This window comes from Luteibacter sp. SG786 (assembly GCF_011759605.1).
GTDB lineage: Bacteria > Pseudomonadota > Gammaproteobacteria > Xanthomonadales > Rhodanobacteraceae > Luteibacter.
The window spans coordinates 547,808-560,043 of sequence record NZ_JAAOYX010000001.1 but is presented as its reverse complement, the minus strand read 5'-3'; the positions used below and the strand labels follow the sequence as shown (position 1 = coordinate 560,043).

Genomic DNA, 12,236 nt, shown 5'->3' with positions numbered 1-12,236 from the left:
AACCCCTACTTTGCCGTCCCGACTGCGTCCCCTGGTTTTCCCGATACTCTGCGTCGCCCTGGCGCTGCTCGCGTGCGCGGCCGTGTACCGACCTGGCCTTGCTACCGGCTACTTTTTCGACGACGCGGCGAACCTCCCCGTGCTCGGCGAATTCGGTCGCGTGGACAACGGCACCACGCTTGTTCGATACCTGACGGCGGGGCGGGCCGATCCTACGGGCAGGCCTCTTTCTCTCCTGAGCTTCCTGCTCGACGCCAACTACTGGCCTGCCGCCCCCTACCCATTCAAGCGCACGAATCTGCTTCTGCACCTTCTTAACGGAGCGCTGCTGTTCGCGCTGCTGAACCACCTGGGGCGGCTCCATGGCCTGCAGACCGAACGCTCCCGATGGGCCGCCGTGTTCGGCGCAAGTGCCTGGCTGCTGCATCCGCTCTTCGTTTCCACCGTGCTGTACATCGTGCAACGCGAAGCGATGTTGCCAACCTGCTTCGTGCTAGCCGGCCTGCACCTTTGGCTGTCGGGGCGCCGGCGTATGCTGGCGGGCGAGCGCTCGGGGCCGCTCTTTCTCCTGGCCGCCTTCGGTCTCTGCACGCTCCTCGCCGCGCTTTCCAAGCCGAACGGCATCCTCCTTCCCCTGCTCGCGTTGATCATAGACGCCACCCTGCCGATCGGCGACGTGGCGCGATATGAGGCGCGGCGCTATGTCCGGTGGCGGAACGCGCTGGCCATGCCACTCGCCGTCGCGGTCGTGGCAGGGGTGCTCTGGGTACTACTGAAGTCGATCGGACATGGTCCGGCCACGGCGCGATCGTTCACGATTGTCCAGCGTGTCATCACCGAGCCGGCCATCCTGCTCGACTACCTTAAGCTACTTTTCCTGGCGGACTCGCACTACGGCAGCCTTTTCCACGACCAGTATCAGGCGGCCACCGACCTTTTCCACCCCTGGTACACCCTGCCTACATGCATCGCGTGTGCTGCCGCCTGCGCCCTGGCGTGGCGGTGGCGGCGGCGATTTCCCATTCCGGTGGCGGCTCTGCTGTTCTTCTTCGCCGGTCACCTGCTGGAGTCCAGCTCACTGGCGCTGGAACTCTACTTCGAACATCGCAATTATCTGCCGGCAATGCTGCTGTTCTGGCCCATAGGAGCGTGGCTCGCGGGTCGCTCACACCGGGCGGGGGCATTGGTACTCGGTGCAGCCCTTCTCCTCGGTGAAGCGATCCTCACATCGCAAACAGTGTCGTTGTGGAGAGAGCCACTCGCCCGGGCCCGGGTGTGGGCGGAGGAAGCGCCCGGCTCGGCCCGCGCACAGGCCTACGCCACGCAGTTGGAGGACGAGGCAGGCGAACACGCGGCGGCAGCGGCTCGCTTGGGAACAGCCCTGGAACGATTCCCACTGGAGCCGCAGATCGCCTTCACCGCGATCGATATCGCATGCCGCCGACACATGCTGACCGAAGCAACTTACGAGGCTGCCGCGCACGCGCTGCGCCATGCGAAGCACGATCCAGGCGCCCTCCTCACCTATTGGATTGAGGGGAAGATCGTCGCAAGGCCGTGCACCGGCCTTGGTCTCGACGGGATCGAACGCCTGCTCGAAGCAACCGCTGCGAATCCCGTCGTCGCTGCCATCCCCGGCCGTATGCAGGATATCGCGCACCTTCGCGGCGAGATCGCATTGGCTCGCGACGACCCGGCGGCTGCCCTGTCATGGTTCAATGCGGCCCTGGACCTCCAGGTTTCGCCAGGCGTGGCGCTCGAACAGGCCGCCGCGCTGGGGCGAAGCGGCCATCCTGCTGAGGGGCAGAGGCACCTGGATCACTACGATACGCTGCAGGCTCCGGCCGCGCGGCCTGGCGAAGGCATGAAGTGGCTACACGAAACGATCCTGGCTCGGCAGGGGTACTGGCGGAACGAGATGGCCGCGCTCAGACAGACCCTGGCAACCGACGCAGCGGCGCGCCAGGGCCGACGCCCGTGAAGTGGATTCCGTACATCATTCTCGCGGCGGGACTGCTCTTGACGTTGGCGGTCTACATACCCGGCACGAACGGCGGATTTATCTTCGACGACTATCCGAATATCGTCGACAACACCGGACTGCACCCTAAATCCGTAACCGTGGGATCACTGGTGCGTGCGTCGCTGTCGTCGCCCTCCAGCGAATTCAAGCGCCCCCTTGCTTCCCTTACCTTTGCGGCGAACATCCTGGCTACCGGCGTCGATGCTGCACCGATGAAGGTGACGAACATCGTCATCCACCTGCTGAACGGGCTCGCCTGCTTCTTTCTCACACGATTATTGCTGTCAGCGGCGCACTCGCGAGCGCGGGACCCGGCTCCGTCCAACGATGGTGTTGTGGCCGCGTTGGTCACCACGGCCTGGCTGTTGCTTCCCATCAACGTGACCTCCGTACTTTACGTTGTGCAGCGAATGGAGAGCCTGGCAAACCTCTTCGTCTTCCTGGCCCTGATCGGTTACGTGAAGGCGCGAACCGCCATGCGCAGGAACAGCTGGAGCGACCTGGCGATAGCCGCTGCCGCCATCACGATCTTGCCGGCCATCGGGCTGCTGGCAAAAGAAACCGCTGTGCTGGTGCCGTTATACGCGCTACTGATCGAGTGGGCTTTGCTCAAGGGCGATAGCCGGGCACTCGACGGTCAGCCCGTTTTCGATAGGCGCGTACGCAACCTGTTTATCGTGGTGCTGGCCGTTCCATTTGTCCTCGGTTCGGCATGGATGGCCATCAAGTTGTCGAATCCGAGGGCATGGGCCAGCCGTGATTTCACGCTCGGCACACGGCTCCTGAGTGAATGCCGGATCGTGATCGACTACGTGGTGTGGACCATTTTTCCCCGTGCCAGCGACCTGTCGTTCTATCACGACGATTTCGTCATCTCCCGCGGGTGGCTAAGCCCCCCGACAACGCTACTGGGCGCAGCTGCCATCGCCTCGCTCCTGGCACTGACCGTCGTCCTTCGCAATAAGCGACCGCTAATGGCGCTGGGCCTCGGGTTGTTCTTCGCCTGCCATGTGCTCACGGCCACAGTCGTTCCGCTGGAACTGATCTACGAACACCGCAATTATTTCTCCAGCTATGGGCTGATGTTGGCACTGATCCCGTCCCTCGCGGCGAGCGGCGGCACCTCACGGCTCGTGCTCGCCCGCAGGACGGCGCTAGGCGCGCTGGTTGCGTACTGGGCTCTGCAGACAGCCATGACGGCGAGCGCCTGGGGAAGTCCACTCGGGCTCGCAAGAGAGCTGGCAGAGCGGGCACCCGATTCGCCGCGCGCGCAATATGAACTCGGCCGCACGTACATCATCCTTTCGCATTACGATCCGCATTCACCCTTTACGCGCCTGGCCTACGCGCCGCTGGAACGTGCGATGGAACTTCCAGGTTCGTCGATCCTTCCCGAACAGGCTCTCATTTTCCTCAACGCGCGCATGCATGTCCCGCTGAAGGACTCGTGGTGGGAAAGCATAGTGCGCAAGCTCAAGGTCCGCCGCCCAAGTGTCCAGGACGAAAGCAGCCTGGGCGCGCTGAGTACCTGCGCGATCCAGGATCTCTGCGATCTTCCGAAAGACAGGATGGTGGAGGCATTCAGCGTTGCGCTGTCGCATCCGAACCCTACGGCCCGTCTCCTTGCTATGTATTCCGACTACGCATGGGGCGAGCTCGGCGACCTCGACCTGGCGTACCGCACAATCGAGGACGCCACGGCGGCGGCGCCGGCAGAACCTGCCTACATCATCACCCGCACGCGCATTGCCATCCAACTCGGCCAGTTGCAGGATGCAGAGGTACAGATACAGCGTCTGGAAGATCTCAATATCGGCGGTTCGCTCAGCACGGACATCGGCAAGTTGAAGAAATCACTTGTGAGCGCTCGGAAACCGTGACCAGAGCGCCAGCCACCGAACCGACCTCGCCGCAACCGGCGCTGCGCACCGGCGCTTTCCTCCTCACGTTCTGGCAATTTGGGCGGGTTGGCCTGCAGGCGCTGTGGATGGTACTCATCGCCCGCCTGCTGGGGGCGGCGAGCTACGGCATATTCGCGGGGTACGCGGGCCTCGCGTCCGCCTTGGGTGCGTTCACCGGGCTCGGCTTCGGCCTCACCTTGCTCCAGGAAGTATCGCGTGAGCGCGCGCGATTCGGCAGCTCGCTGCGCCACGCAGGCATGGCTACGCTGCTGAGCGGATTGGGGCTATGGCTGTTGTTCACCGCCATCGCGAACACGTTGCTCGGTCATGCGGTGTCGGCCTTGGCAGTCGCCTGCATCGGCGTTGCTGAAATTGTGGCGTTTCCTGCAACCATCCTTTCCAGTTACGCATACCAGGCGCATGAGCGGCCCGGCATGGCGGGCGTGATGTACACCATCGTGCCGTTGGGAAATCTGCTCGCGGTCGCACTCTACTTCCTGTTTGGAGAAGGGGATTCTCTACTTGCGTACGCCCCTTACCACGCTGCGGTCGCATGCGCTGCATCGGCCACGGCATGGTGCTTCATGCGTCACCAGCTACGCCCGCCAGCCGCGGATCGTCGGCTCCCAACTCGCGGCGAAACCGTCGAGAGCGCGAGCTACTCGTTGATGCGAGTCATCGATACGGCGATGGTGTCCCTCGATAAGTCGCTGGTGCTGAGGTTGGCAGGCGCCGAGGTTGCAGGATGGTACACCGTGGCTTTTCGCCTGGTCTCGGTGTTGTCGATCCCGGTGTCGGCGCTGGCCATGGCCGCCCTGCCGCGACTCTTCCGCGCCAGGGGGCGGCTTAACGACGGCCGGTTGGTAACAGGCCTGCTCATAGCCTCATTGGCATTCGGATCGGTAGGGGCCGTCGGCATGCTGGCGGGTGCCGCGCTGCTGCCCTGGTTGCTCGGCCCGACCTTCGCCAATGCCGCTCACGCCGCGCAAATGCTTTGTCTCGCGCCGTTACTGATGGGCCTGACCGCCACCGGCGCGAATGTGCTCGTCACCAGCGACCGGCGTGCACTCCGCATGGCAGCACAAGTCTCCGGGCTTGCCGTATTGTATGGACTGGCCACAACCTTGATTCCCCGTTACGGAATACTCGGCGCGGCCGTCATGCTGCAAGGTGCGCTGGCAGTGACCGCCACGCTACTGTGGCTTGCCGTCTTCCTTCGACCTACCGTTCCAACCGAGCCCACCGAGACCACGTCCCGATGACGACTGCCACCCCACCCCGCATCGCCATCCTGCTCGCGTCGGGCACCGGCGAACGCGCTCGACTCGATATCCCGAAGCAATTCCTGAAAGTGGCGGGCAAAACTGTTTTCGAGCACACACTTGACGTGTTCGAGGCACACGAGCAAATCGATGACATCATTCTCGTGGTCAACACCGACAGCCGGCTCGTCGCCGAGGAACTGGTGGTACGCGGGCGCTACGCCAAGGTCAGGGAAATCGTGCTCGGCGGCGCCACCCGCCGCGAGAGTTCTGCGGCAGGGATAGCGGCCGTGCGCGACGACGACGCCAAGGTGCTCGTCCACGACATCGTTCGCCCGCTGCTCGACTCGGCCACGATTCAGCGTTGCCTCGATGCGCTGGACACCTACGACGCCGTGGATACCGCCATCCCCTCGGCCGACACCATCATTGAACGCACCCCAGAGGGAACCATCGCGCATATACCCGACCGTTCCACGCTCCGCCTTGGGCAAACCCCGCAGGCGTTCCGTGCCGGCTTGCTGCGCGAGGCTCACCGCCGCGCTGCCGGCGATGCGTCGGTGAAGGTCACGGATGACTGTGGCCTGGTGGTGAACTATGGGCTCGCCTCGGTGGCCATCGTCGATGGCGATGTAAACAACATCAAGATTACCTACCCGTCGGACATCTACCTTGCCGACCGCCTGTTCCAACTGCGCTCGCGCGCACGCGCCGAGACACCACACGACACAAGCCTCTCGGGAAAAACGGTCGTCGTGTTCGGAGGCCATCGCGGCATCGGCGAAGCCGTGGTCGAGCTTGCCCGCAGCCGCGGCGCGGCCGTCCATGCCTTTTCGACCAGGGATGGGGTGAACATCGCCCGCCCGGCCGACGTACGGCGGGCGCTGCAGCTTGCTGCCGGAGACACGGGCGCCATTGACATGGTGGTGAATGCGGCGGGCGTCCTGCGACAAGGCCTGCTCGAAGGCAGTTCCTACGAGAAGATCGAGGAACAGGTTTCAGCCAATCTCGTCGGTGCGATCGTTGTCGCCAAGGAATCTTTTCCGTACCTTGCCGACCGGCGCGGTTCGCTCATTCTCTTCACTTCCAGCTCCTATACGCGTGGCAGGGCCCGCACAAGCGTCTATTCGGCGACGAAAGCCGCCGTGGTCAATCTCGCACAGGGACTGGCGCAGGAATTCGCTGGTGCCGGCGTCCGCATCAACGTGGTCAACCCGGAACGTACTGCCACGCCGATGCGCAGCGAGAATTTCGGCGTGGAGCCCACGGCGCAGCTCCTCGACGCGGTCGTCGTGGCCGAGGCCACGCTGGCGCTTGCCACAAGTGACGTGACGGGCGAAGTGCTCGACGTGCGTAAGGAGCCCGCATGATTTTCCCTCGTTTCGTCGACGACGCGTTGAAACGCCTGCTCGAACGGAAAGGCTACTTTCGCCTGAAAGGAAAGAATGGCTTTGAACTCGAGCGTCGCCGCAAGCTGCTGGCCTCGCTCGACGCGGATCTGCTTCTCGATGTCGGTGCCAACGTAGGGCAATACGCGCGGGAGATGCGCAGGCTGGGTTACCACGGCCCCATCGTATCGTTCGAACCCATGCGCTCGGCGCTCAGCGAGCTGGAGCCAGCCGCGACCGCCGACGGGAACTGGAAGGTGGTTCCTGCGGGTGTCTCCGATAGGTCCGGCACCACTCAGTTGCATATCGCGAAGAATTCCATCAGCAGTTCCGTCCTGGACATGGAGCGCCTGCACAGCGCAGTTGCGCCAGCATCGGAATATATCGCCAGCGAAGAGATTGTCCTGACCACGCTGGACCAAGCCATGACGGCGATTGCCACGGATGCTCGTCGCATCTGGCTGAAGATCGATGTGCAGGGCCTGGAGGATCGCGTACTGGCTGGTGCCACGGAAACATTGCACCGCGTGGCATGCATTCAGCTCGAACTTTCGCTGGCGCCGCTGTACAAGGGACAGACAACGTACCTTCCCATGCTACTGCGCCTGGCCGAACTCGGTTTCGACCTCGCGGGCGTGGAAGCCGGATTCCTCGACGCCGGCAGCGGGCGCCTGTTGCAGATGGACGGGCTGCTGGTACGGCGCGAACCATGAAGGGCGCGACCGGCGTGGTCGCGCGTGCCGCGGCCGGGGCATTGATCTGGTTGCTGTTCCTGCCGCTGCGTTTGCTCATTCCCAGGCGGACGGACTGGATCGCCGTTCTGGGGCGCGGCGACGGGCACTTCGTCGACAACTGCAAGTATTTCTTCATCGGGGCGCAGTCGGACCCGACGTGGCGCGTCGTCTATGTCACCTCGCACGCCAACGTCGCCAAGGCCCTGCAGCGGGCCGGCGCCCAGGTGGTTCGCTATCCGAGCCTCGGCGCGGCATGGTTTCTGCTGCGTGCGGGCGCAGCCGTGGTCGATACCACGGAGTGGAGCCAGCGTGGGCGCTACGGACTATTGGCCGATGCCCGGGTCGTCCAGCTGTGGCATGGGGTCGGCTTCAAGCGCATCGAACTCGATCGCTGGCGCATGGAGCAACCGAACCCGGCGCTGTTCCGGCTGCGATGCGTGCTCTACCAACTGGCGGGGCGGCTATACCGCTATGACGCCGTGCTCGCCACCTCGCGTTTCTACGCGCGCGAACTCTTCGAGCGGGCTTTCCTCAGCGACGGCTTGCTGGCCGCGAACTACCCACGAAACACCTTCGGCCGTCAGCCGATCGCGCATACGACGCTGGTATCGATCGGCACCGACGTCGATACGCTTGCCCGCGCGGCGTCATGGTCGCAGCGTGGACTGAAGCTGGTGCTCGTGGCCCCCACCTTCCGCGACGACGGCAGCGACTCGCTGCCCATGTCGACAGGCGAGCGAGAGGTGCTGGAGACATTCTGCCGTGCGCGGGGCGTCCGACTCATCGTCAAGATGCACCCGCTAGACCGCACCCATGTGTCGATCGACAGCGAGATTGCCGCCGTCTATGCGCCTCGTCTGGACGTATACCCGCTGCTTAGGCTGGTCGACGCGCTGGTCACTGATTATTCCTCCATCTACATGGATTTCCTGATGGCGGATCGTCCCATTCTTTTCCACATGCCCGACCTTGAGCGTTATGTGGCGCATCGGGACATCCAGTTCGAACTGACGGATATGACCCCCGGGGCCCGGTCGACCACATGGGACGACTTGCTCCGTAACCTCGACGAGCAGTTGCGACACGATGGATACCGCGACGAGCGAGCCCGCCTTCGTGCGATCGCTTTCGACGACCATGACCCCGCGGACGCAGTGGACGCCGTGCTTCGCCACTTGCGACAGCCAGGCGGGCATCGAGCATGAACACCGCGGCCGCCATCACTGTCGTGATTCCCATGTTTCGTAGCGGCGTCCTCACGGCTGCCGTGGTCGAAGCGCTGCACGCCTGCCGCCTGCCCCCGGACTACCGGCTGAAGATAATCGTGGTCGACGACGCGTCGGGCGACGGAAGCGGCGCACTCGTCAGTCGCCTGGGCCTTCCGACCGTCGATGTACTGACTCTGGAACGGAACGCCGGTCGAAGCGCGGCGAGAAACCACGGAGCCGCGCATGCGCAGGACGGATACCTGCTTTTCCTCGACAGCGACTGCGTTCCATCCGATCCCGGATTCCTCGAGGCGCACCTTGCCGTGCTGGAAAGCGGAGCAAACGTGTCGATGGGCCTCGTCGACGGTGCCGACGACGGCTTCTGGCATGCGTACCAGGCGGGGGCGACCCGGCGCAGGGTGCGTGCGTCGGAAGCGCAGGGGATCGCCATCGGCGGGTCCTCGCAGAACGTCATGACTACCCGGAAGCTGTTCATCGACACGGGTGGATTCGACGAGGGTTACCAGGGTTACGGATTCGAGGACAGGGATCTGTTCCTGCGCATGGCAAACAGTGGACATGCTTTCCAGTGGGCGCATTGCGCCCGGGTCGTCCATCGCGACGCGCTGGAGCTTCGCAAGGTCTGCGAGAAGATGGCGGAAGCCGGCGGCGCACCTGCAATACGCTTCCAGGAAAAGCATCCCGAGGCCTATCGCCTGATTGGTTACGGGAAGCTCGACGCGCGATGCCGCCCATGGCTCCGATCGATCGAGCCTTTATCGACCCGCTTGGCCAAGGCCGCGATCGCGATGCTCGACAAACGCCTGAACAGCCCGTGGATACCGCTCGCATGGCGCCTCGCACTGGTTCGCGCGGTAGTGGCCGCCTGTTACCTGTGCGGTACCGTCAACGGCGGACTATCCTTACGAAGGACGTAGATCAACGTTGGAATGGCGGGACGCAGCCGTTCCCACACCTTGCGCGGGACACGCCTAAGCAACTTCCGCACACCGCCGGGACGTTCGATGGACAGCGTCTCGCCCAGGGCGTCCACGCAGACGTTGCGGTATGCGAATCCGGCTTCGTCCAGCATGTCTTCCAGCTCCCCCATCGATAGCGGAAGGCAGTCGTAGAATGTTCCTTTGCCGGACAGTCGCAGGTATGCCGTGCGCATGGATATCGGCAGCCAGCTGAGAAAGGCTAGGCGATAGTGGGGCTCCACCAACATCCAACGATTGGGTACGGCGAGGTAGCACGTACCGTCTTGTCGCAGTACGCGCCAGATCTCACGCAGGTGATGCATCTGCTCGGAACGCTCGCCCACGTGTTCGATGACGTGGTTGCTGAGCACGATATCGAATTCGCCGTCGAGAAAAGGAAGAGCCGTACCGTCGACTTGATGGAAGCGATATCCGTCCGTGATTCCTCTGCTGTCCGTCACGTCGACAGCGTCCACGTCCAGGTCCAGTTGCGGATGCGTGGCGAAGTAATGCGAAATACCGCCAGAGCCGCATCCGATTTCCAGTAACCGACGGCGCGCCCCTGGAACGAGGCCCAGCAAGCGTTCGATCTTCAGCCCCTTCAGGCGTCGCGATGCGAGATCGGAAACGACGTGGCCCTGGCGTTCCGGCATCATAGCTTCCCGTCGCTCGCCAGTGCGTGGTGCATGCGGCGATCGAACTCCGACCAGGCGAAAGAGCGAGCACGCTCGACCAGCACGTCGGGCCGGCTCCTCTCGCCGTCCAGGATCCGGATCACCCGGCGAGCGAATGCGTCGTAGTCGTTGGCGTCGACGAGATACCCCGTGACGCCGTCGGACACCGCGTCTGGCACGCCGCCGACCGCGAACGCCACGGTGGGCAACCCGTGCGCCGCCGCTTCCACGGCGACCATGCCGAATCCCTCCACGTCGCCGGGCAGATCCCTGACGGGAAACACATGAACGTCGCTGCTTGCGTACGCGATGGCCAGGTGCTCGTCGTCGATGGGCCCCAGGTGCACGAGCGCTTCCCCCAGGCCAGCGTCCCTGGCCTCATCGAGCAGTCGGCACCAGGCGCCTGGTGCCGCGCCGGCAAGTGCGTCGGGCGCTTCGTCGCCGACGATCACCAACAAGGTATTGGGATGCGCACGCAGAATCGCGGGCAAGGCGCCGCGGACGAACTCCCGCAAGCCCTTCCGTTCGGTCATGCGGCCAACGGACAACAGCACGCGCCGTCCTTCCAGTGCGTGCTTGTGGCGAAAGGCGGCGCCCGCATCAGCCGACGGCATGTGTTCTGGGAGTGTCACCCCCGGATGGATCACCACTATGCGATCAGCCGGAACCCCCACTTCGCGTGCGAGCCGGGCCGTGTTTGCGCTGTTCGCGATACATAGGTCCATGCGGCGAATGAAGGGAAGCCAGAGGGTGCGGTAAACCGGATGCCGGACGACGATGTCGAGGCCGTGCACGTAAACGGCGGCACGCGCGCGGGACGCACGGGACGCCAGCCATGCGAGCGGCGCCGTCAGGCCGCTACCGGCGACCACCCAGGCCGGCGGCGACCGCCGTGCCGCGAGCAGAGCCTGGGCGCACGCCGCGACAAGAAAGGACATGAGGGTTCCGCCGCCGCAGTCGCGAACCTCGATGGTCGCGGGCAGTGCCGCCCGAGCACCCCGCGGTCCCAGTACCAATACATGGAAACGATCGGCCAGACCCATTGCCATGTGCAGGTTCAGGCGCTCCATGCCCCCACGCAACGGCGGCAGGTTCCGGGTGATCAGAATTAGCGTGGGCCGCGCCGCGCTCACGAGTCGGTGGGGCGGTACGTCAACGCGGTGATCTGCTCGGAGACCAGACCGATGAGGAAAACGATCACGGCGGCACTCCACATCAACGTGCTGCCGTTGGTCAGGCGGGCATGGGTGAGGAACGTGAATGCGTAGTTGGCGCAGCCGAGCAAGAAGAACGCGGCGCTCACCGGCACGAACAGTTTGAGAGGAGAGTACAGCGTAGCAATCTTGAAGATGATCAGAAGGAAGCGAAGCCCGTCCCGGATCGGCCTGATGTGGCTTTTGCCGACTCGCTCCGCCGCCTTGATCGGCTCGTAGGCCACGCCGTAGGCGCTGCGAAAGAACGCCATCGTACTCGTCGTGGGGTAGGAGAAGCCGTTCGGCAGAAGATGGATGAATTCGCGGAATCGGGTGGCGCGCGCCACGCGGAATCCTGACGTAAGGTCTGCCACGACCTGCCCTGTCATCCGGCTGGCCAGCCAGTTGTAGAGCGTGTTCGCAAGGCCACGCCCGACACCCGCCTGACTTTCCCACGAGCGCGCGCCGACAACCATGTCATAGCCCTCGTCCAGGCGCGCCAGCAGGCGCGCGATATCGGCCGGATCGTGCTGCCCGTCCCCATCCATGAACACGAGGATGTCCCCCGCCGCCGCCCGGGCGCCACGCTTGATCGCGGCACCGTTACCCATGGAATAGGGAGCCGAGAGGCAGGCGACGCCATTGCTTGCGCACACGGCCCTGGTATCGTCCGTCGACCCATCATCAACCACGATGATCTCCGCCCCAGGCTGGGCAGCAGTCAATCGGGGCAGAAGATCTTTCAGGGCTGCCGCCTCGTTCTTGGCGGGCAGGATGATGCTTATACGGCTCAAGATATCTCCCCCATGGTCGTTGAATCATAAGGGATATCGGCGTCGGGAAACGAGAAGGGCACCGCGGACCGCGAGCCCA

Annotated in this window: 10 protein-coding genes; 7 read left to right on the top strand and 3 right to left on the bottom strand. The window is 64.1% G+C overall.

The window, feature by feature from the left end; translation table 11 throughout:
* The first annotated feature begins 160 nt into the window (after nt 1-160).
* The 7 genes from FHS47_RS02405 to FHS47_RS02375 are packed head-to-tail and all read left to right on the top strand — an operon-like array spanning nt 161 to nt 9,454.
* Nucleotides 161-1,981, top strand: coding sequence for a tetratricopeptide repeat protein (locus FHS47_RS02405; protein WP_167022457.1), 1,821 nt, complete (start codon nt 161-163; stop codon nt 1,979-1,981).
* Nucleotides 1,978-3,903 (top strand): hypothetical protein, encoded by a 1,926-nt coding sequence (locus FHS47_RS02400; RefSeq protein ID WP_208381749.1) that lies wholly within the window; start codon nt 1,978-1,980, stop codon nt 3,901-3,903. Before FHS47_RS02405 ends, FHS47_RS02400 begins: the two co-directional genes overlap by 4 nt.
* Nucleotides 3,900-5,186 (top strand): oligosaccharide flippase family protein, encoded by a 1,287-nt coding sequence (locus tag FHS47_RS02395; protein ID WP_167022454.1) that lies wholly within the window; start codon nt 3,900-3,902, stop codon nt 5,184-5,186. Before FHS47_RS02400 ends, FHS47_RS02395 begins: the two co-directional genes overlap by 4 nt.
* Entirely contained in the window at nt 5,183-6,556 is a 1,374-nt protein-coding gene (gene ispD, locus FHS47_RS02390; protein WP_167022451.1) for a 2-C-methyl-D-erythritol 4-phosphate cytidylyltransferase, read from the top strand. The genes FHS47_RS02395 and ispD overlap by 4 nt, the downstream gene beginning before the upstream one ends.
* On the top strand, nt 6,553-7,287 hold the full coding sequence (locus FHS47_RS02385; protein WP_167022448.1) for an FkbM family methyltransferase: 735 nt from the start codon (nt 6,553-6,555) through the stop codon (nt 7,285-7,287). Before ispD ends, FHS47_RS02385 begins: the two co-directional genes overlap by 4 nt.
* A complete protein-coding gene (locus FHS47_RS02380; protein ID WP_167022445.1) occupies nt 7,284-8,513 on the top strand; it encodes a CDP-glycerol glycerophosphotransferase family protein in 1,230 nt (409 codons plus the stop codon). The genes FHS47_RS02385 and FHS47_RS02380 overlap by 4 nt, the downstream gene beginning before the upstream one ends.
* Entirely contained in the window at nt 8,510-9,454 is a 945-nt protein-coding gene (locus tag FHS47_RS02375) for a glycosyltransferase (protein ID WP_167022442.1), read from the top strand. The genes FHS47_RS02380 and FHS47_RS02375 overlap by 4 nt, the downstream gene beginning before the upstream one ends.
* On the opposite strand, the gene FHS47_RS02370 is transcribed toward FHS47_RS02375, so the two are convergent.
* From FHS47_RS02370 to FHS47_RS02360, 3 genes are read right to left on the bottom strand one after another with little or no spacing between them, the layout of a single operon-like run.
* Nucleotides 9,406-10,149: a class I SAM-dependent methyltransferase gene (locus FHS47_RS02370; protein WP_167022439.1), complete on the bottom strand. Its 744-nt coding sequence runs from the start codon at nt 10,147-10,149 to the stop codon at nt 9,406-9,408. The genes FHS47_RS02375 and FHS47_RS02370 overlap by 49 nt on opposite strands.
* Nucleotides 10,149-11,303, bottom strand: a complete 1,155-nt coding sequence (locus FHS47_RS02365) for a glycosyltransferase family 4 protein (protein WP_343203510.1) — start codon at nt 11,301-11,303, stop codon at nt 10,149-10,151. Before FHS47_RS02365 ends, FHS47_RS02370 begins: the two co-directional genes overlap by 1 nt.
* Nucleotides 11,300-12,157 carry a glycosyltransferase family 2 protein gene (locus FHS47_RS02360; RefSeq protein ID WP_167022433.1) on the bottom strand — a complete coding sequence of 286 codons (858 nt, stop codon included), beginning with the start codon at nt 12,155-12,157 and terminating at the stop codon, nt 11,300-11,302. The genes FHS47_RS02365 and FHS47_RS02360 overlap by 4 nt, the downstream gene beginning before the upstream one ends.
* Between the last annotated feature and the right edge of the window lie 79 nt (nt 12,158-12,236).